Genomic DNA, 21,168 nt, shown 5'->3' with positions numbered 1-21,168 from the left:
ATACTAAGTTATTCAAATATGTTGAAGTGTGTATATTTGTTTTATCTACAAACTAATAAAGCATTTTATTTACCGTCCTCAATTAAAACGCTTACAAACTTATTATATCAAAAAATAGCGTAATTGAAATGACTTTTGTTAATAGTTGAGTAATTTTATAACTTAATCAAAAAATGCTTTTAAAGAATGTTGTTGAAGTTGAAAAGAAAGAATCCAGAAGTTCCACGCAGTCCAAATGCATGTAGACATTTTGAAAATGCAAATATCGGCAAAATTGCTTTTTAGTATTACTACAGTTTAAAATATATCTATTAAACCATGCTACTAAGAATTGGGGGAAGTAAAGATGAAAATTGCTTTAATTGCTCATGATAAGAAAAAAGATGATATGGTTCGTTTTACCCAGGCGTATAAATATATTCTGGAACAACATGAGTTGTATGCAACCGGCACGACTGGAGGGAGAATCACTGAAAGTACAGGGATGGAAGTACAGCGATTCCAATCTGGTCCGCTTGGAGGGGATCAGCAAATCGGCGCAATGATTGCAGAAAATAAAATGGATATGATCATTTTCTTTCGTGATCCATTAACAGCACAACCGCATGAGCCAGATGTGTCTGCGTTAATGAGACTTTGTGATGTGTATTCCATTCCTTTGGCAACGAATATGGGCTCGGCTGAATTGTTTATTCATGCATTAAAGCGCGGAGACCTGCAGTGGCGTGATATTGTACGTGGGAGATAAATAAGAAAAAGATAGAGGCGGCAAACTAATAGCTGTCTCTTTTTTAAAAGATAAGACAGTATAAATTTTCTGCTTCGATGTCTAGCTCCAGCGCCCAGCGACTAGCGAGACTTCCCTCACCTCCGTACGATAAAGAAGACTTGCCGATTGGTGAAACCAGAGGCTTAGTCGCACTTATACCCTTGCGGTGAAAGTCAACATCGACTTAGTTTTTTTAGGAAGGCCGACTAAAAGCGGGCTTTGCGCCCAACGTCGGCATACCCCTATGAAGGGGCATGTTTCCTTTATCTCATGCGGCAGTGGAATGTTCGATTAAAACCGCCGCTATACGCGGCAATACCGAACCACCTGGCATGGCCAGGCGCAGTCCGTACGTCGCAAAACAGGCGCTTGCGCTTTTCTTAATTTTTTTAAAGAGGCTGTTCAAAAAAGTCCGGTGAAAATGACACATTGATAGAGGACCTTCTACTAAAACTGGTCCTTTTCATCCTCCTTTTTGAACACGCAATTAAAGACTGTTCTCTAAAAGATTGGGAAATAATAATATGTCAGAAAGTTACAATGCCCAACAATAGTGTAGTGTATTTCCGTAGCGGTTAAACGCACCAAACTAACATCTCAACGTTACGTCGCAATTTATATTAACTCCCTAACAACAAACATCGCAAAAGCTTCTTTCTAAAAGTCCTAATTATGCTGGAATTGTCCTTTTTTTTCACGGAAGGAACCATTATAATATAATTTGTAAGCACTTTCAATAGTGGGAAGTTATCCTGTGAGGTTTTAAAAAAAGCATTCCTGGATAATTTTTAGCCTAAAACAGACATTTTAGGCTAATGAAGTTGCTTACAATAAGTGAGATAATGAAAACAGTTCCACTGAGGGGAGGTTTCTTTCAATTGAATGAACCTTTAATAGTGAATTACCGTGTTCATGGTATTTGGGATAATGTAGAATATCATTCTCACCAAGAATATGAAATCTTCCTTTTTCATTCAGGAACTTGCAGGTATCTTATTCATAATCAGATTTATGACCTGGAGCCTGGGGATATCCTAATAATGGATGGATTGGCGCTTCACAAGCCAAATGTCCCTTCAAATGGTGAGTATGTCCGCAGTACGGTTCATTTTTCACCACAGTGGTTAAAAGGCATGTTGAAAGAAGCAGGAGGGCTTTACCTGTTAGAGGTATTTCAAAATCTCCATCATTGCCTAATTCGAACGAAAGTCTGTGAAGAATCAAAGCAACTTGAGAAAGTGATCAGTCGTATGGAAGAAATAAAACGATCTTCCCCTTCTAACGATGTTAATTCTGAATTAGAAATGAAAGCGCTCCTAATTCAAGTTCTAACAATTGTACATCGTCTTGGGAATTTGGAATCATTAAAAGTTTCCAATGACAAAATGGAGAAAGCGCAGCATGCAGAGAATATCGCAGAGTATATTCAAGAAAACTATATGAACAGAATAACGATTGACTCGATTGCTGCAGCACTAAATATAAGTAAGTCCTATGTTTCGCATGTATTTAAAGAAATGACCGGGTTTACCATTATGGAGTATGTGATGGGTTCCCGTCTTACACAAGCAAAGTATTTACTGGAAGCGGAACCAAGGAAAGCTTTAAAAGAGATTGCGAATGAAAGTGGTTTTGAAAGCGTCTCGCATTTTAGCCGCTATTTTAAAAGTAAAGTTGGCGTTACTGCAAAAGAATATCGCAGAAACCGCTTAAAAATATATAGTGAGGAGAGTTAATGATGAAAAAAGTCAGATTAGGTATTATTGGATTAGGTGCTCAAGGTGGAGCTTATGCAGGGTTTATTTCTGAAGGAAGAGTAAAGAACATGGAGATTGGTGCGATTAGTGACATCGAACCTGAAAAGAAAAAGTTGGCAGAGGAGAAGTATCCAGACGTCCCGTTCTATGAAGATTATATTGAGATGCTGGAAAGCGGAGATGTAGATGCCGTTGTTACTACGGTTCCACATTACTTGCATCCTGAGATGGGGATTGAAGCTCTAAAAAGGGATATTCATGTTTTAGGTGAGAAACCAGCTGGTGTTTATACAAAACAAGTGAAAGAATTGAATGATTTCGCAGTAACGAAACCAGAATTAACGTTTGCAATTATGTTTAACCAAAGAACGAATGAATTATATCAAAAGGTAAAGGAAATTGTAGATAATGGTGAAATCGGTAACATTCGCCGTACGAATTGGATGATTACGACATGGTGGAGACCACAAGGATACTATGATCAAAGTGCATGGAGAGCAACCTGGGAAGGCGAAGGTGGCGGTGTTCTTGTGAACCAAGCACCACACCAATTGGATCTTCTTCAATGGATTGCTGGAATGCCGAAGAAAGTTTATTCCAATGTGAAATATGGTTATCAAAGAGATATTGCGGTAGAAGATGAGGTAACCACTATCCTTGACTATGGTAATGGTGCAACGGGTGTCTTCGTTACTTGTACACACGATGCGATTGGAACTGACCGCTTTGAAATTCTTGGTGACAATGGAAAGATTGTTGTAGATGACAGTAAGAAAGTGACGGTTAAACGCCTTAAGAAACCAGAAAGTGAAATGAGCAAAACGATGAGCATGATGGAAGTTGCGAAGCTTGTTATGGGTGGTCAAGCCGATGAACTTTATGATACAGAAGTTCTTGAATTTGAAAGCGTCTGGGGTGGGCAGCATGTAGCCGTACTTGAAAACTTTGCCGCGAACATCTTGGATGGTGAGCCATTAATTGCTCCAGGAAGTGACGGGATCAATGGTGTTGCACTGGCGAATGCGATTCATTTATCAAGCTGGTTGGGCAAGGAAGTTGAAGTACCGGTAGATGAAGAAGTTTATTTAGCTGAGCTGAACAAACGAATACAAGAAGAAAAAGCAAATCCAATTAAAAAATAGAACAATGTAGGATTAGAAAAAGGAAGGGCTTATTCCTTCGTTTTTCTAATCTACTAGCAAAAAGGGGGGCACATTTAAATGCTTAAAGTAGCGGTTATCGGACTAGGTGATATTTCAAAAATTCATCTGCCAGTTATTGAAGAGAGCCCAAATGCTGAGCTGGTAGCGGTATGCGATATAGACGAAACTCTGAAGGATATGGTCCCAGATGTACCCTTTTATACTGACTACCAGGAAATGCTTCAATCGGAATCATTGGATTGTGTTCATATTTGCCTGCCGCACCATCTTCATTACCCTGCTACGAAAGCTTGCGTAGAACATGGTGTCCATGTATTTCAGGAAAAACCTTTGGCAAGAAATGCAGAAGAAGGTATGTTCTTAGTTGATTTAGAAGAAAAACATAAGGATATTAAAATTTGCGTTAGTTTCCAAAACCGGCTAAATGAAACTTTTATGAAGCTAAAAGAACTCGTAGATAGTGGTGAGTTTGGAAAGGTAACTGGTTTAAAAGGGTTAGTTACTTGGTTCAGACCGAAATCCTATTACGATGAGAAGCCATGGCGAGGGGTTATGAGAGAAGCGGGTGGCGGGGTAATGATTAATCAGTCTATCCATACCTTAGATTTAATGCAGTTGATCGGTGGAGAAATTAATACGATTCGAGGGTCTGTTGACAATTTATTTGATTACGGATATGAAGTGGAAGATACCGCGGTAGCAAATATTCAATTTAAAAACGGCGCCACAGGGTTGTTCTTTGCAACAGTCACCAATGCTACCAATTCTTCGGTAGAATTTCAGGTTATCCTTGAAAAAGGAAAATTGACCATTAAAGACAGCATTTTAACAAAGACGAATGAAGATGGTACGAAAGAAAAAATTATAGAGGATGAAAAGCTGCCAGGAAGCAAGTTTTACTATGGAGCCAGTCATTCTAAGTTGATTAACCATTTCTATTCATGCATTGAACAGGATTCACAGGATTATATTCATGCGAAAGATGCTCAAATGTCGATGGAAATGATTAGTGCTATTCGCAGGTCGTCTGAAATAAAACAAATAATTCCGATGGAGGTATATAAATGACAAAAGGGAAAATCGGCGTTCAAATGATGATGTTAAAGAATAAAGTAGAAGAGCTTGGTGCCTATGAAACGATGAAAAAGCTGCATGAGCTTGGCTTTGGTGCGGTAGAGGTTTCGCAAATCCCGATGACAGAAGAAAATGTTGCAGAACTAAAACGCGCAAGTGAAGAATTTGATATTAAAATAGCTGCGTTATCAGCTGGCTTGGAGCCAATGCTTCCAGATGCCCCGGGTGAAACGTTAGCAAATGATTTCGATAAAATTGTCAATGATTGCAAGACATTAAACTGTAACTTTATCCGGATTGGCATGCTCCCATTAACTGTAATGGGAGATAAGGATCAAATTATGGCCTTTATTGATAGAGCGGAAGCGATGGCAGAGCGTCTCGCTGAGCATGGCATTGAATTATACTACCATACACATCACATTGAGTTCCAAAAATATGATGGTGAATATCTATTAGATTTAATGAAAAACAATACTTCTAAACTTGGATTCGAGTTAGATGTACATTGGATTCAACGTGCTGGAGTAAACCCAGTAGAATTTGTGAAACAGTATAAAGGGAGAATTTCCTTACTTCACCTGAAAGATTATCGTATTGGAGAACTTGACGTCCATGAAGATGATTTGAAGGATATGGCTAAATTCTTTAATAAGTTTACTAATCTTATCGAATTTGCTGAGGTTGGTGAAGGTAACCTGGATATACCAGCCATTATGGCGGCAGGCCTTGAAAGCGGAGCACAGTACTTCCTCATTGAACAGGATGATACGTATGGAAGAGACCCATTTGATTGCCTGGAAACATCCGCAGAAAACCTAAGAAAACTAGGTTACTCTGACTGGTTCTAATAATAATAATCCAAAAGTAGAAATCGGTATATGAACTGATTTCTACTTTCATTTAATCAACATCAAGGCCGTGCCCACGGAAAGCGAAGTATTCTGCCGAAGAGAATGCAAGCACCCTATTATCATTAGAACAAGCGAGAGTATTACGATAGGAATTATTTATTTCGCAGGTTTTTATATCAGAACGAAGGTTAATAGCGAGTAGAGATTAATTATATGAAAAGAAGGAGCGAATGACATTGGGTAGTAAAGATGGAATGAATTATGCACCAAAAGGAAAACCAAATCCGGTTGTGAAAGAGGGAGAATTTCCAATTGCAGCAGCAGCACTCGATCATGGTCATATTTATGGCATGTGCAATGGATTAGTAGAAGCTGGTGCAACATTAAAATGGGTTTATGATCCCGATTCGAAAAAGGTAGAGGATTTTGTCGCGCAATTTCCAGATGTAAAAGTAGCTGAATCATTAGAACAAATATTAAATGATGACGAAATTAAGTTGGTTGCTGCAGCAGCAATTCCGTCAGAACGCAGTGCGTTAGGGAATAAAGTGATGAAGGCAGGAAAGGATTACTTTACCGATAAAACGCCATTTACAACTACAGAGCAGTTAGAAGAGACAAAAAAAGTAGTGGAACAAACAGGACAAAAGTATATGGTGTATTTCAGTGAACGTCTACATGTGGAAGGTGCGGTATTCGCTGGTCAGCTAATTCAAGATGGTGCTATAGGTGAAGTTATTCAGGTGACCGGATTTGGTCCACATCGTTTGAACGCACCAAGCCGCCCTGACTGGTTCTTTAAGAAGGAACAGTATGGCGGAATCTTATGTGATATTGGAAGCCACCAAATAGAGCAATTTCTTTATTATACAGGAAACAAGGATGCAAAATTATTACACAGTAAAGTAGGAAACTATAATAACCCGGAATATCCTGAATTGGAAGATTACGGTGATGCCACCTTGGTAGGTAACAATGGTGCAACCTTCTACTTTAAGGTTGACTGGTTTACACCAGACGGACTAAGTACATGGGGAGATGGCCGTACATTTATTACCGGTACAGAAGGAACAATAGAAATCCGCAAATATGTAGATGTTGCCCGTGAGGAGTCTGGTGATCACCTTTATTTGGTGAATAAAGATGGAGAGAAGCATTATGAACTTTCCGGAAAAGTTGGCTTCCCATTCTTTGGGGAGTTAATCAAAGATTGTATAAATCGTACGGAAAATGCGATGACGCAAGAACATGCATTTAAAGCAGCTGAATTGTGTTTGAAAGCACAAAAAGAAGCGGTTGTAGTTACAAAATAAGTAAAATCTATCATTGTTTCATTTAAAATTTAATATTATTTAGGAAAGGTGACTCAAAAAGCAGTGATGTGACTTTTAGAGTCGCTTTTCTTTTTAAAGATAGAAGGTCTTATGCTTCCAGTTTTTTGCAAAGAGAAAGAGGGGGTATTTTTGACGGAATTTCTAATGATAATAAGGGATATTATCTTGCCTATCTTTATCGTTATGGCAATAGGTTTTGTGTTGCAAAAGAAATTCAAAATGGACATATCAACATTGTCGAAATTAAATATTTATTTTGTTGTTCCAGCTTTTATATTTGTGAAATTATATAGTACCGAATTCTCTATTGGAATATTAGGGACAGTGGTGTCGTTTTTTATTACCTATATTATTCTCCTTTACCTTATTTCTGTAATCACTGCGAAGTTGCTTGGATTGGATAAAGGGAAAAAGACGACATTTTCTAATAGTATTCTCTTTTTTAATTCCGGAAACTATGGTGTACCGGTGAATGATTTAGTATTTAAAAGTGACCCATTTGCAATGTCGATTCAAGTAATCGTCCTGACATTACAAAATATCTTTACATTTTCATATGGGATTTTTTCATTGCAATCCGTTCATGCAGGTAAGTGGAAAGCCATGCTTGGTTATTTTAAGATGCCTGTACTATACGCAATGCTAGCAGGAATGGTTTTAAATGCAATAAATATAAGTATTCCATCCTTCATTTGGGTTCCAGCTAATTATATTGCTGATGCCATGATTGCCCTGGCATTATTAACATTAGGTGCTCAGGTTGCACGGATTCAATTTAAATCAGGGTTATCTTCTGTATACTCCAGTATTATAGTAAGACTTATGATCGGCCCAATCCTAGCTTTATTCATTATTTGGGTATTTCGATTAGATGGAATAACGGCTCAAGCACTATTTATTGCTTCCGTGATGCCTACTTCTGTTAATAGTGTAGTTATTGCGGAAGAATATAAAAATCATCCTGAGTTTGCGGCACAGGCGGTGCTATTTTCAACGGTAATCAGTGCCTTTACTGTTTCAATGGTAATCTATTTATCTAATCTATTATTTTGAAAGAAGCTTACTTCCTCGGACAGGTTCTACTTGCCCGAATAAGCTCGGGACTCATCCAACAGGTAACGTAGGAAGGTTCTAGGTGCCCGAATGAACTTGGGACTCATCCAAAAAGTAACGTAGAGAGGTTCTTGATGCCCGAAGTCAAGGGACAACAGGGGAAGCGGGGAATTCATTGTTCAAAACTACAAATAAAATGGCAAAAGTCACCTTTACGATGCCACTGAAAAAGATGTCTTTTTTCGGTGGCCCTCTGTCGCATTATGGGGGCTCGCCGATGCCTTGCTTCCCACAAGAGTTTCCGTATATTTCTTCCGCTGATTTTGCCCTTTGCAACTTAACATATTTTATTGATTTAATCACAACCTTTACATATGACGCTTGATTGGAGCATGGGTAGTTTACTCCGCAAATAAACAATGGATCGGAGCTGAATCAATCGAGCGGAGCAGTATATACAGTAGGTTGGGAATTCTAAATACGTTTGGAGAACATAAGATGTATACCAGTGCTGAAACATTGAATGGATAACACAAAATAATTCTTTCTCCAGCATAAAGCGATAAAGGCTACTATAATTAGGATTATCAACACCTAAGTATTTCTTTTGTTTGATAACGCTTCCGCTTGACGCAGATTCATCCTAATGGTATTCTTAAATTAATAATTTGTTTAATAAACAAATTAAATAGCTATCTTAAAAATTTGATTTAAAAACTATCCATTTATTACTAAAATAAGAGTGTTATTAAGAGCTTTTTGGGAATATTAGGTATTATAATAATCGTAATCAATTTTTACAATAAAAGTATGGAAGTGGAGTGTGGGTGTTAAATGGGTATTCTTCATGAATTAGTACAGGATATTCCAATTCCAAAGATGGCAAGGGTGAAGCAAACCTTTGATGAGACCCAATTGGATGATGTTGCAGGAACGCTAGAACAGCAGCTTGAAAGAGTAAAGGATTCCGTAAAACCAGGTGCTGAAATTGCCTTGGCAGTTGGAAGTCGAGGCACAGATGCTTTAGTGGATATTACTGCTACAACCGTTAAATTTTTAAAGGATTTAGGTGCAAAGCCATTTATCGTCCCTAGTATGGGAAGTCATGGTGGTGCAACAGGTCCCGGACAAAAGGCGGTATTGGAGCATCTAGGAGTAACAGAGGAAAGTGTGGGTGCTGAGATTCGTTCTTCCATGGAAGTAATCAAAATTGGTGAATTGCCAAATGGCCTTCCTGTTTATATTGACAAATATGCATCGGAAGCGGATGGAATTGTTGTAATTAACCGTGTGAAGCCACATACTGCCTTTCGTGGTAAAGTAGAAAGCGGAATTATGAAGATGATCAGCATTGGTCTAGGGAAGCAAAAGGGTGCGGAAGCCTGTCACCAGCTTGGATTCAAGCATATGGCAGAACATGTACCTGCTATGGCGAAAATGATCATGGAAAAAATGCCGATTTTATTTGCTGTTGCAACCGTAGAAAATGCCTTTGATAAAGTAGCGAAGTTGGAAGTAATGGCAGCAGATGAAATTGAAGAGAAAGAACCAGATTTACAGGCACTTGCCAAGAAATTACTGCCAAAAATCTTTGTAGACCAAATTGATGTCTTAGTCATTGACCAAATCGGTAAAAACATCAGTGGTGATGGAATGGATCCAAATATTACGGGGCGCTACCCAACTCCATATGCGCATGGTGGGCCAGATGTTTCAAAGATGGTTGTGCTTGAATTGACACCACAAACAGAAGGGAATGCAAATGGTGTTGGTACCGCGGATTTCACAACGCAACGGCTTGTAGATAAAATGGACAGAGAAGCGACATATGCAAATGGACTGACATCAACAGTAGTTGGTCCAACACATATTTCAACTGCAATGCCAAATGATCAAACAGCCATTCAGGGAGCCATTAAAACATGTAATATCTTAGATTTCACCAAAGTAAAAATGGTTCGCATTCTAGATACATTGCATGTAGGTGAGATTGAAGTTTCCGAAGCTTTACTGGATTATGTGAAGGAGCATCCAAACATGGAGCAAGTCTCTGACCTATATGAATTTTCATTTAATGAAGACGGAAATTTAAAATAATATATCATCGAGGGGAGTAAACAAATATGGAAAATCTATTTGATTTAACTGGAAAAGTAGCAGTTGCAATCGGAGGAAACAGTACATTAGGTGCCGCCATGGCAAAGGGATTAGCAGAACAGGGTGCTAAAGTTGCCATTGTTGGACGTAATTTAGAAAAAGCAGAAGTAGTAACAAAGGAAATTGAGGCCAATGGTGGCGTTGCAAAATCATTCCAGGCAGATGTGAGTGATTTGGAAACGATAAAAAAAGCAGCTCAGGAAATTGAAGATTGGGCTGGCGGCTGGGATATTATTCTCAATGCTCCAGGTAAAAATAGCAATACGCCATTTTTTGAGATTGAGCCAGAAGAATGGGATGACATTATGAACGTAAACTTAAAAGGATTAGTGTTTACGATTCAGCATTTTGCAAAACGCATGGTTGAACAGGAACGTAAGGGAAGCATTATTAATATTTCTTCTGTTTCATCTGATATTCCATTATCTAAAGTGTTTACGTATTCTGCATCCAAAGCAGGAGTTAATAATGTAACACAATTTTTGGCTAAAGAATTTGCACCATACGGCATTCGTGTTAATGCGATTATTCCGGGATTCTTCCCTGCTGAGCAAAACCGTAAAATTATGGATGAAGCACGAATTGAATCGATTATGAACCATACACCAATGAATCGTTTTGGTGAACCTGAGGAATTGAAAGGAGCAGCAATTTACCTTGCTTCTGATAAAGCTTCTGGCTTTGTTACTGGAAGTTTCTTGCGTGTTGACGGTGGATACCTAGGCATGACAATATAATAAAAGGAAACAAAGAAGGCTTTGGAGGAACATACCCTTCAAAGCCTTTTCTAAAGTAAATCAATCTCAAAAAGGAAGGTAATTATGTCAAGAGAATTGGTTATTGGCCTGGATATTGGAACAACTAGTGTAAAAGCAGTTATATTTAACTTGAATGGAAAGTTAGTTGCGGAAGCGGAAGAGATGATTACTACGAATTATCCGAAACCAGACTGCTCGGAGCAGGATCCCGTGGAAGTGGAAAAGGCTTCTGTCACAGCAATGAAAAACGTTATTTCCAATGCGAAAGCGAGTAAGGAGGAGTTGCTCACAGTTGGAATTTCGGCGGCTATGCACTCCCTCATTTGTTTAGATGAAAATATGGATGCCTTATCTCAAGTTCTCATCTGGTCTGATCGACGAAGCAGTCAGTTAGCAGACGAGCTAATGGAAGCAAACGGGAATGAGATTTATGCGAAAACAGGCACCCCTATCCATCCAATGACACCATTGCTTAAATTAATGTGGATGAAAGAAAACAATGATGAAGCCTATCAAAAAGCATCTTACTTCATGTCGATGAAGGAATATTTATTGCAAAAATGGTTTGGACAACGTGTTATTGATTATTCGATGGCAGCAGCAACTGGATTATTCAATGTGAAAGAGCTTAACTGGGAAGAACAAGCATTGGAACTTGCTGGTGTGCAGAAAGAACAGCTTTCCCGTATTGTTCCTCCAACGGAAAGATTAACGGGAATTAATGAAAATATTGCCAAGGAAATCGGAATTTCTCCAGATATGCCGTTTATTATTGGTTCAGCTGATGGTCAATTAGCCAACTTAGGGAGTGGAGCGATTAAGCCAGGTGAAGTAAATATTTCTGTTGGAACAAGTGGTGCCATTCGTCAATTTGTAAAAGGTGCTCCAATTAATGAAAAGATGGAGACATTTACATATGCCTTTACAAATAACACTTCGATTATTGGTGGGCCAACTAATAATGGTGGTGTGGCGCTGCAGTGGTTTAAAGACCTGATTGAATATAACGGTTCACACAATGAACTTCTTGCAGGTGCAGAACAAGTGGAAGTTGGTTCAGAAGGGATTATCTTTTTACCATATGTAAATGGAGAGAGAGCTCCATTATGGAATGGTCGGGCAAAAGGTAATTTCTTTGGATTAAGTATTAATCACAAGAAAGAACATCTAACTCGTGCTGTATTAGAAGGAATCGCGTTTAATATTTACCAAATCGGGAAGTCCCTGGAGACAATCGCTGGAGCACCTGAAAAGATCAGTGTGAATGGAGGATTAACCAAGTCTAAACTATGGGTTCAAATCATGGCTGATATTTTCGGTAAAGAAATCTATCTTTCTGATACACATCATAATGCAGCATGGGGAGCGGCATGGACAGCATTAGTTGGTATTGAAAAAGTGGATTCATTTGAAGACATTAAAACCAGTCTTCCTGCTGAGAAGGTGATTGAGCCGAATATGGAAAACCACCAAGCGTATCAGCGTATATTTGAAAAATACGAAAAGCTGGCCACAACGATGGAAGAGTTTTTTAACGAATAAAAAAGAGATATGAGCTGTCCTTGAAGGAGAGCTCATATTTTAAAAAATATCTAATTACAAGCGCTTACACAGCCTTGGTGTTTGTCAAAGCGGAAAAAGGAGAAATTTATGATATATCATTCATTTTCTCGCTATCTATATATCTTTTATTCTTTTGTATTTATCCTTCATATTATGAATGTGTTTATAGATTATAGAACATTAAACTATCTTATTGGAATATTATCTATCATTATGTTGGTAGTCTCGTTTATGGGTGCTTCTAAGCTATTTCGGGTTTTAGGGACAGCATTTATTTGTATAGGTGCCATCGTGTTTATCACAACAGAGCAGTTTGTTGCAGCGATTCCAAGTATGATGACAACCAATATGTCACTATTAACATTATTAGCGATGCTTCCATGGATGAATAGTGTGGTGAGGAGCGGAAGGTTTGATCGCAGTTTAAATAATCTATTAAATGTGAATGCAAGTAATTTGGGTACCCTGTATCCACGTAGTTCTATTACAACATTAACTCTCGCTGCATTTCTGAATTTATCGGCTGCAACGATATCACAGGATGTATTAAAGCGTAATTTAAGCAGCCTGAATAAGAAAGTACGGGATTCTTTTATAGGAACCGCTACATTAAGGGGATATACACTGGCACTGTTGTGGAGTCCGTTAGAGATATTGCTGGCAGTTTCAATCTTTACAACTGGAGTAGATTACGTTTCCCTGTTACCTTGGCTATTGTTTATTGCAGCACTTACGTTTAGTTTAGATTCGTTATGGGGTCGTCTACATTACCGTAAATACCCTTATGAAAACCCCAATCCAGTAAATGTAGATATGGGGGAAGTAATGAGGAAATTACTGCATTTAATCTTGGCGCTGATTGTATTTTTGACGCTAGTCATTACATTAGGAAGTCTATTTCAATTAGATTTTATTTTTACTGTTACGATTCTTATTTTTCCTTTTGCACTGGTATGGTCATTCATTATGAAAAGGATCCGTAGTTTCTGGGTAATTGGCTGGAGAAATTGGAAGCACAGTACGAATAACATGCAGAACTTTGTTGTATTGTTTATTTCCTTAGCCTTTTTTGCGAATAGTATAGATGGAACACCATTTTTAGATTTTATTCAGCAACCTGTTCTCATTTTTTCCAGCTATCCATTAATCGTCTTTATTATCATTCAACTTATATTTATTTTCTTAAGTATGTTCGGTGTGCACCCAATTGCGACAATTGGAATTCTAAGTGGGATTATTGCCACACTACTGGAAACAATGAACCCTATTAGTCTAGCAATTGTTTTAACAACAAGTGCCGTTGCAACCTTAACAGTCGGTTCATACGGGCTGGTCGTGCAATTAACTTCTATGAATACAGGTCAAAGTCCGTATCGTATTACCCTGTATAATATGCCGTATGCTCTTGCCTTTGGCGGTATAGGTTCTATCATTGCTTATTTTATTTTATAAGATAAGTTCTAAGAATTGTTACCTTTAATAGTCGCAGTTGATATAAAGACGAACTAGTATAGTGTATTTCCGTAGCGGTATTTTAGCTCCAACATTATATAAAGTTAGTTCGCAGTTTATAGATTTTGTGTCAAACATAACAATTTTCTTGGTGCGAGTAATTGCAGTCCCACCCTTTTGGAAAATAGCCATATATAAAAGATTCATATAAGGAGTGATTTAGATGAGTAAAGTAAAATGGGGAATTTTAAGTACAGCAAAAATTTCACAGAAGGAATTAATACCTGCATTTCAGCGGGCTGCAAATGCGGAAGTAACGGCAATAGCTACTGGAAGTGACGTCAAAAAGGTAAAGGCTGTTGCAGAAGAATTTGGTATTGGAAAAACGTATGACAGTTATGAAAAATTATTGGATGATTCTGAAATCCAGGCAGTATATATTCCTTTACCCAATCATCTACACAAAAAATGGGTTATTGCTGCAGCAAGAAAAGGGAAGCATGTGCTATGTGAAAAACCGGCTGCCCTAAATACAAAAGATGTTTTAGAGATGAAGCAGGCATGTGAAGAGGAAAATGTGTTATTTATGGAAGGATTTATGTATCATTTCCATCCACAGCATAAGCGAGTAAAAGAAATTATTGAAAGTGGTGAGATTGGAGAAGTCAAATACATGAGAGCAGCCTTTTCCTTTCATCTTGCCCAAAAGGAAAATAATATTAAAATGAGCCCGGAAAAAGGTGGAGGAAGTATCTATGATGTAGGTTGCTATGGCATTCACTCCATAAGAAATGTTCTTGGCCAGGAGCCAACTGCCGTTCATGTGCATGCTGTAAAAGACCCCAAATATCATGTGGATACCGATGTTACAGCTTTTTTAATATTTCCTAATGACGTAAGAGCAACATTTGATGTTAGTTTTGGGATGGCTAGAAGAAGTGAGTATGAAGTGATTGGTACGGAAGGGAGAATTATCGTCCCAAGAGCCTATCGCCCTGACTGGTTTGGTGGAGACGGATTAGTTATGGTAGAAAAGGGAAATATTTCACGAACGGAAACATTAAATGCTGATCAATATCGTAATGAAGTAGAACATATTTCAGAAGCTATTATAAATGGATATACATTAGATCAGCTCGAACATGATTTTAATAATACGATAAACAATATGCTTGTGTTGGATGCCTGCCTGGATTCCATAGAATCAGGGGATCAGGTATCATTGTAAAATGTATCGTGAATCGTAGGTTTCATAGTTTTTAAAGGGAATTTAGCTTTAAGCTGATTTCCCTTTTTACATTTTCTAAAAATGTTAGAAATAATGAAAAAAATGCTTGATATATTAAGCGCTTACATATATAATAGGGTTTGATAAATCTTAGTTTGTTTGGTTAACAAAATAATGTGGAAGGAGTGGTTATGAAATACATCCCATTTCATTATTCGCTATAGATTTTGTTGAATCAAATACTTAAAATTAATTTTAGAGGGGGTTATTTTTTTGAAAAAGAAAGCGATATCATTGTTAATGCTAATGCTTTTTTTAGGGGTCATTTTAGCAGCATGTAGTGGAGGCGGAGAATCAGATACAACTGATGACACTGGTGAAAACAATACAGAGGGATCAGAAGGTGCTGAAGAAAATGTTGAAACCGTCACACTTCGTTTAGCCGAGAATCATCCAGAAGATTATCCAACAACGATTGGTGATAAAGAATTTGCCAGATTGGTAGAAGAAAAAACAGATGGCCGATATGCAATTGAAGTATATTCTGGTGGACAATTAGGAGAAGAATCAGAAGTATTAGAGCAGGTGCAGTTGGGTACGATCGAACTAGCTAGGGTTAACGCTATTCCATTAACCCAATTCTCTGATCAAATTGGTGTTTTATCCATGCCTTATTTATTTGAAGATGAAGAGGCTAAATGGGAGAAATTAAATGGTGAAGTTGGTCAACAATTGCTGGAAACGCTAGATGGATCAGGGTTAAAAGGATTAGCATTCTATGATTCTGGGGAAAGAAGTTTCTATAACTCCGAACGTCCAGTAGCAACACCAGAGGATATGAGTGGTTTACAAATTCGTGTTCAATCCTCAGACCTTGCTATTGCCATTGTAGAATCATTAGGGGCTGAAGCAACACCTATGGAATATGGGGAAGTGTACTCAGCATTACAAACTGGTGTCATTGATGGAGCAGAAAATAATTTCCCTAGTTACTACACTGCAGGACACTATGAAGTAGCTCCATATTTCACAGTAAATGGTTATCAAGGTACACCAGAAGTGTTACTTGCCTCACAAGGTCTATGGGATGAATTAAGTGATGAAGACAAACAAGCATTTACGGAAGCTGCACGTGAATCTGTAGCTGTTCAGCGAGAAGCGTGGGCAGAATTAACAGAGGAAGCTAGAGAAGCCGTAGTAGAAGCTGGAAGTGAATTAACGGAGGTGGACGATATTTCCGAATGGAGAGATGCCGTTCAGCCTGTTTATGATCAGTTTGGTGAGGAATATGCTGAATGGATTGATAAATTAACAGAGTAATTTAATCTGGAGGGGAGCTGGGGGAATTACTCACTCCCCTCTTTATAATAAGGAGTGGTTTGTGGCATGAAAGCTTTAAAATCGGTCATAGACGGCTTGAATCGGGTAGTGTTGGTAATTTCCTTAACCATCCTCGCGGCGATGGTTATCGTTATCATATATCAGGTTTTTTCACGCCAAATTTTAGGGTCGTCACCTGCTTGGAGTGAAGAGGTATCGCGATTACTGTTTGTCTGGGTAAGTTTTCTTGGAATTGCTTATGGATTTAGGGAAAAGCTGCACATAGGCGTTGGTCTTATTGTGAATAAGCTGCCAGAGAAGCTTCAGGATATATTTGATTATTTTGCAAAACTATTAGTGATAGGTTTTGGAATCATTATGATTTACTATGGTTGGCAATTTACGGTTTTAACTAGCACCTCAACTATGCCTGCTACTGGCTTACCTTCAAGTGTACTATATGCTTCTATTCCAATTTCAGGATTATTTGTCTTATTAAATGGTATCGAGTTACTGTTCATCAAAGGAATGCATCAAAAGCTGGATGATGCAAGTGAGGGGGGAGAATAATGGAAGTATGGGTTCTATTAGGGAGTTTTCTAGTATTAATTCTATGTAGGGTTCCTATTGCACTTGCACTTATACTATCCTCTCTTGCAACTGGAATATATATGGATATTGATTTGTCCGCTATCATTCAAAGGATGGTTGCAGGTCTTAATTCCTTCTCTTTATTAGCCATCCCGTTCTTTATCATTGCGGGGGAAATCATGAACGAAGGGGGAATTTCACGAAGACTAATTAATCTTGCTAATGTTCTTATTGGGAAAATAAGAGGTGGACTTGCGATGGTAAACGTATTAGCAAGTACATTTTTTGGTGGGATTTCAGGTTCGGCCATTGCCGATACATCTTCTGTTGGATCCGTTATGATACCAATGATGAAAAAGCAAGGGTACGATTCGAATTTTGCTGTAGGAGTAACCGTTTCGAGTTCAGCGCAAGGAGTAATGATTCCACCAAGTCATAATATGATTATCTATTCCACTGCTGCCGGTGGTGTATCCATTGGAGCATTATTTATGGGTGGGTTAATACCAGGTGTTTTACTGGGCTTAGCGTTAATGGTTTTAACCTATGTTCTCGCAGTGAAAAGGAAATATCCTATGGGGGAACCTGTTAAAAAAGAAGATGTTCCTAGAATCATATGGGAAGGTTTATTAGGGCTATTTACAGTCGTTATTATTCTTGGGGGAATTTTAAGTGGCTTTTTCACTGTGACTGAATCTGCTGCTATTGGTACCCTTTATGCATTTATTATCACGTTCTTTGTTTATCGGGATATTAAGATTACTAGAATGGGAGTTATTTTACAAAGATCATTTAAAACATTAGCGATGGTACTGTTTTTGATTGCAGCATCATCCGCATTTGGGTGGTTATTAGCTCTTCTAAAAGTTCCTGCCATGGTATCCAATGCCCTAATAAGTATTTCTCCAAGTGATGCGGTGACCGTTTTATTAATTGTGATTATTTTATTGGTACTAGGAATGATTATGGATATGGCACCATTAATATTAATCGCAACCCCGATTTTATTACCGGTGGCAACTAATGTTGGGATGGATCCTGTACATTTTGGTGTTGTGATGATTTTATGTCTGGCTATTGGCTTAATTACACCACCAGTTGGTACCGTTCTCTTTGTCGGATCGGCAATTGGGAGAATTTCTATTGAAAAAGCTACGAAAGGATTACTACCTTTTTATGCTGTAATGATTATTATGTTAATACTAGTTGCGTTTATTCCTGAATTAGTAATATGGTTACCAAATATGTTGGGGCAGTAGAATGGTCCATATGAAACATGTAATAAGACATCTTACCTTAAATTAGGTAGATGTCTTATTTTTTAAAGAGATAAGAAAGTATAAATTTGCGCTTTGATGTCTAAAAAAGTCCTTTTGTAATGGGAACGTGGGCAGCGTTAATTTCATTTAGTGTTTTAGTCGGGTTCTTCTTTATGATTAGTGATCCATCGGTTATTTCTTTAAGCAGCCTTGGAATGGTAACGGTAATATTTTTAATTCTTTACAGTGTGGGATTAGGATTCCAAAGCTTAACTGGAAATATGGTTATTCCGATGATTGCCGATGTTTCTGATTATGAAACCTATAAAACAGGACGTTATGTACCTGGGATGATTGGAACCATTTTTTCATTCGTGGATAAATTTATTTCTTCTTTAGCACCTGCACTTGTTGGGTTTGCTGTAGCACTAATTGGTTACACGAATGAGTTCCCACAAGTAGGAGAAGAATTAACGATTAGTCTATTCATTATGGCAATCATATTAAAATTTGGAGTACCAATGCTGGGGTATATTGCTTCGCTGATTGCTATGAAGTTTTATGCTTTAGATGATAAGAAAATGGAAGAAATTCAAGCTGCCATTGCAGAGGTAAAAGAACAAGTAAATCAAGAAAGCCCAGAAGCGGTATAATGCTAAGAATAATTAATAACAGGATGTCTCTTATAGTAGAGGATCCTGTTTTTTTACACCAGGATAGTATGGAGAAAACATGGAGTAACTAATACTTTCATGAAGCGGTATAAGTGAAGACAGCTAATTGTAAAAATTTGAAGAAAAAGGTAGAAAAAAGTACTTGCTTTCTAAAACGCTTTCATATATTATTAGTTTATAAGTTAATTTGTTGGGTTGACAAAATAACTTAAATAAAAGGTTGACCTAAAGTTTAATGCATATATTTTTTTATCTCTATATGAAAGCGTTTAATGAAAACGATTTATTGTGTTCCTAAAAGGAGGAAAATATTATGTCAACAGCAGTATTAGATACAAATCAGGAGTATAACAGAGCGAAATTATGGCAAATTGGTTTCTTTGCTTTAAATAATACAGCAACAAATCTTTACATGTTTATTTTAATGTTCGTATCATATTATGCAGCAGGGGTGGCAGGATTAACCGTTGCGGTTGTAAGTATGGTATTAACATTTATGCGAGTATTCGATGGTATTACTGATCCAATTGTAGGTTTTATTATTGATAAGACAGAATCGAAGTTTGGTAAGTTTAGACCATTGATGGTATTAGGTAATGCTATCTTAGCTACATCCGTTATTTTAATGTATACCATTACACACACATTACCACAAGAATTTCAATTGATTTTCTTTATCTTGACTTATGCTTTATATGTTGTTGGTTATACGTTCCAAACAGCTGTTACGAAAGCAGCTCAAACTGTATTGACTAATGATCCGAAACAAAGACCGGTATTTGCTGTATTTGATGGAATTTATAATACCGTAGTATTTACCATAGGGCAGGTATATGTTGCTTCCTATTTAATTACTAAACACGGTGACTTTAATATTGGGTTGTTTACAGAGCTGAATACACTTGCAATCATCATTGCAGCAATTTGTACGATTGTAGCAGTTATCGGTATTTCCGGCAAAGACCGTAAAGAATTTTATGGCTTAGCTGATATGACAGTTAACACGAGATTCCGTGATTACTGGCCAATTCTAAAAGGAAATAAACCATTGCAATTACTAATTACAGCTGTTACGGCAGATAAATTAGCCTTCTCCCTTTTGAGACAATCGGTAGTAGTCGTAATGGTATTTGGAATCTTAATGGGTAATTACGCACTTAGTGGTACGATTTCTATGATAACTGTGGTACCAATTTTATTGATTACTTTCATCGCTGTCGCGGTTGCTAGAAAGCGTGGAATGAGAAAATCATTTGTTCAGGCAACATGGATTGCGTTTGGATCTTTAGCAGGTTTAGTGGCATTATTCTTCGTCTTTGACCCTGCTACGATGTCTGGTGGAGTTAGCTTAGGAATTGTATTATTCGTTATTTTGTATACGTTAGCAATGGGCTTTGGTCAAATCCCTTCTACATTGGTAAACCCAATGATTGCCGATGTTTCTGACTATGAAACGTATAAATCAGGACGATATGTACCAGGAATGTTAGGGACATTGTTCTCCTTTATTGATAAGTTAATTACTTCCTTAGCTCCTGCTATTGTTGGTTTTGGTGTTGCCTTAATTGGATTTAGTAATGCATTTCCAACTGTAAATGATCCATTAACTACATCATTGTTTGGCATGACTTTGTTCCTGGCTTTTGGTTTACCTGCACTAATGTTAATTATCTCGCTAGTATGTATGAAGTTTTATAAACTAGATGATAAGAAGATGGAAGAAATCCAAACAGAATTAGCTAGGATTAAAGCGGAAGGAAAAGTAGAAGAAACAGAAGCTGTATAAGACTATATAATAGACTGCAACCTATGCTTTGAGCATGGGTTGCAGTTTTTTATTACAGGCAAAGAGGAATCAATAACCCCACTGAGTGAAGCTTCATTTTAATAGCATATTGATGGAATCTCCTTTTAATAAAAGGCTCTTTTCATGTGGTTGGTTGCTAAGGATTTGATATAAATTCTTAATATCTTTAATTCATAATAAGGTGCTTAACACCGCTACGGAAATACACTTCGCTTTCCGCGGGGAGCTGGTGAGCCTCCTTCGTGCTGACGCACTACGTAGTCTCACCGATGCTCTTCTTCCCGCAGGAGTCTCCGTGTATTTCCTCCGCTGATTTGGCGCTTTTGGCTTTCTAGCATGTGATTATGCTATAAAT

At 37.7% G+C, this 21,168-nt stretch carries 17 protein-coding genes; all 17 read left to right on the top strand.

Going from position 1 to position 21,168, the window contains the following annotated elements; translation table 11 throughout:
• Positions 1–346 precede the first annotated feature (346 nt).
• The 17 genes from mgsA to GMJ66_RS18555 all read left to right on the top strand — a co-directional run bounded on the left by mgsA (position 347) and on the right by GMJ66_RS18555 (position 20,792).
• Positions 347–748 (top strand): methylglyoxal synthase, encoded by a 402-nt coding sequence (gene mgsA, locus GMJ66_RS18635; protein ID WP_156291824.1) that lies wholly within the window; start codon positions 347–349, stop codon positions 746–748.
• 899 nt (positions 749–1,647) lie between these two features.
• Entirely contained in the window at positions 1,648–2,505 is an 858-nt protein-coding gene (locus GMJ66_RS18630) for an AraC family transcriptional regulator (RefSeq protein WP_197046765.1), read from the top strand.
• Positions 2,506–2,507: 2 nt separating this feature from the next.
• The gene (locus tag GMJ66_RS18625) at positions 2,508–3,668 is read left to right on the top strand and encodes a Gfo/Idh/MocA family protein (protein ID WP_197046764.1); all 1,161 of its coding nucleotides are present in this window, start codon (positions 2,508–2,510) and stop codon (positions 3,666–3,668) included.
• Between the two features lie 78 nt (positions 3,669–3,746).
• Positions 3,747–4,757 carry a Gfo/Idh/MocA family protein gene (locus tag GMJ66_RS18620; protein ID WP_156291821.1) on the top strand — a complete coding sequence of 337 codons (1,011 nt, stop codon included), beginning with the start codon at positions 3,747–3,749 and terminating at the stop codon, positions 4,755–4,757.
• Positions 4,754–5,614, top strand: coding sequence for a sugar phosphate isomerase/epimerase family protein (locus GMJ66_RS18615; protein WP_156291820.1), 861 nt, complete (start codon positions 4,754–4,756; stop codon positions 5,612–5,614). The genes GMJ66_RS18620 and GMJ66_RS18615 overlap by 4 nt, the downstream gene beginning before the upstream one ends.
• Before the next feature lie 239 nt (positions 5,615–5,853).
• Positions 5,854–6,930, top strand: coding sequence for a Gfo/Idh/MocA family protein (locus GMJ66_RS18610; RefSeq protein ID WP_197046763.1), 1,077 nt, complete (start codon positions 5,854–5,856; stop codon positions 6,928–6,930).
• 150 nt (positions 6,931–7,080) lie between these two features.
• Positions 7,081–8,004 carry an AEC family transporter gene (locus GMJ66_RS18605; protein WP_156291818.1) on the top strand — a complete coding sequence of 308 codons (924 nt, stop codon included), beginning with the start codon at positions 7,081–7,083 and terminating at the stop codon, positions 8,002–8,004.
• An 834-nt stretch (positions 8,005–8,838) separates the two neighbouring features.
• Entirely contained in the window at positions 8,839–10,101 is a 1,263-nt protein-coding gene (locus GMJ66_RS18600) for a nickel pincer cofactor-dependent isomerase, group 22 (protein ID WP_156291817.1), read from the top strand.
• A 26-nt stretch (positions 10,102–10,127) separates the two neighbouring features.
• Positions 10,128–10,898: an SDR family oxidoreductase gene (locus tag GMJ66_RS18595; RefSeq protein WP_156291816.1), complete on the top strand. Its 771-nt coding sequence runs from the start codon at positions 10,128–10,130 to the stop codon at positions 10,896–10,898.
• An 84-nt stretch (positions 10,899–10,982) separates the two neighbouring features.
• Positions 10,983–12,461, top strand: a complete 1,479-nt coding sequence (locus GMJ66_RS18590; protein WP_156291815.1) for a gluconokinase — start codon at positions 10,983–10,985, stop codon at positions 12,459–12,461.
• Positions 12,462–12,569: 108 nt separating this feature from the next.
• A complete protein-coding gene (locus GMJ66_RS18585) occupies positions 12,570–13,934 on the top strand; it encodes a hypothetical protein (protein ID WP_156291814.1) in 1,365 nt (454 codons plus the stop codon).
• A 223-nt stretch (positions 13,935–14,157) separates the two neighbouring features.
• On the top strand, positions 14,158–15,162 hold the full coding sequence (locus GMJ66_RS18580) for a Gfo/Idh/MocA family protein (RefSeq protein WP_156291813.1): 1,005 nt from the start codon (positions 14,158–14,160) through the stop codon (positions 15,160–15,162).
• A gap of 273 nt (positions 15,163–15,435) precedes the next feature.
• On the top strand, positions 15,436–16,482 hold the full coding sequence (gene dctP, locus GMJ66_RS18575; protein WP_231514981.1) for a TRAP transporter substrate-binding protein: 1,047 nt from the start codon (positions 15,436–15,438) through the stop codon (positions 16,480–16,482).
• A gap of 66 nt (positions 16,483–16,548) precedes the next feature.
• The gene (locus GMJ66_RS18570; protein ID WP_156291812.1) at positions 16,549–17,052 is read left to right on the top strand and encodes a TRAP transporter small permease; all 504 of its coding nucleotides are present in this window, start codon (positions 16,549–16,551) and stop codon (positions 17,050–17,052) included.
• Positions 17,052–18,332, top strand: coding sequence for a TRAP transporter large permease (locus GMJ66_RS18565; RefSeq protein ID WP_156291811.1), 1,281 nt, complete (start codon positions 17,052–17,054; stop codon positions 18,330–18,332). Before GMJ66_RS18570 ends, GMJ66_RS18565 begins: the two co-directional genes overlap by 1 nt.
• Positions 18,333–18,451: 119 nt before the next feature.
• Complete coding sequence (locus GMJ66_RS18560; protein WP_156291810.1) at positions 18,452–18,985, top strand: MFS transporter; 534 nt, start codon at positions 18,452–18,454, stop codon at positions 18,983–18,985.
• 334 nt (positions 18,986–19,319) lie between these two features.
• Positions 19,320–20,792 carry an MFS transporter gene (locus tag GMJ66_RS18555; protein WP_156291809.1) on the top strand — a complete coding sequence of 491 codons (1,473 nt, stop codon included), beginning with the start codon at positions 19,320–19,322 and terminating at the stop codon, positions 20,790–20,792.
• Positions 20,793–21,168 lie beyond the last annotated feature (376 nt).

The sequence above is a fragment of the Oceanobacillus salinisoli genome (assembly GCF_009733865.1).
GTDB lineage: Bacteria > Bacillota > Bacilli > Bacillales > Amphibacillaceae > Oceanobacillus > Oceanobacillus salinisoli.
This window is presented reverse-complemented; position numbering and strand designations above follow the sequence as displayed.

Bases quoted from the DNA above. Each gene is read 5' to 3' on its own strand.
- mgsA (WP_156291824.1), top strand. From the start codon at position 347: ATGAAAATTGCTTTAATTGCTCATGATAAGAAAAAAGATGATATGGTT.
- GMJ66_RS18625 (WP_197046764.1), top strand. From the start codon at position 2,508: ATGAAAAAAGTCAGATTAGGTATTATTGGATTAGGTGCTCAAGGTGGA.
- GMJ66_RS18620 (WP_156291821.1), top strand. From the start codon at position 3,747: ATGCTTAAAGTAGCGGTTATCGGACTAGGTGATATTTCAAAAATTCAT.
- GMJ66_RS18615 (WP_156291820.1), top strand. From the start codon at position 4,754: ATGACAAAAGGGAAAATCGGCGTTCAAATGATGATGTTAAAGAATAAA.
- GMJ66_RS18600 (WP_156291817.1), top strand. From the start codon at position 8,839: ATGGGTATTCTTCATGAATTAGTACAGGATATTCCAATTCCAAAGATG.
- GMJ66_RS18595 (WP_156291816.1), top strand. From the start codon at position 10,128: ATGGAAAATCTATTTGATTTAACTGGAAAAGTAGCAGTTGCAATCGGA.
- GMJ66_RS18590 (WP_156291815.1), top strand. From the start codon at position 10,983: ATGTCAAGAGAATTGGTTATTGGCCTGGATATTGGAACAACTAGTGTA.
- GMJ66_RS18585 (WP_156291814.1), top strand. From the start codon at position 12,570: ATGATATATCATTCATTTTCTCGCTATCTATATATCTTTTATTCTTTT.
- GMJ66_RS18580 (WP_156291813.1), top strand. From the start codon at position 14,158: ATGAGTAAAGTAAAATGGGGAATTTTAAGTACAGCAAAAATTTCACAG.
- GMJ66_RS18570 (WP_156291812.1), top strand. From the start codon at position 16,549: ATGAAAGCTTTAAAATCGGTCATAGACGGCTTGAATCGGGTAGTGTTG.
- GMJ66_RS18565 (WP_156291811.1), top strand. From the start codon at position 17,052: ATGGAAGTATGGGTTCTATTAGGGAGTTTTCTAGTATTAATTCTATGT.
- GMJ66_RS18560 (WP_156291810.1), top strand. From the start codon at position 18,452: ATGGGAACGTGGGCAGCGTTAATTTCATTTAGTGTTTTAGTCGGGTTC.
- GMJ66_RS18555 (WP_156291809.1), top strand. From the start codon at position 19,320: ATGTCAACAGCAGTATTAGATACAAATCAGGAGTATAACAGAGCGAAA.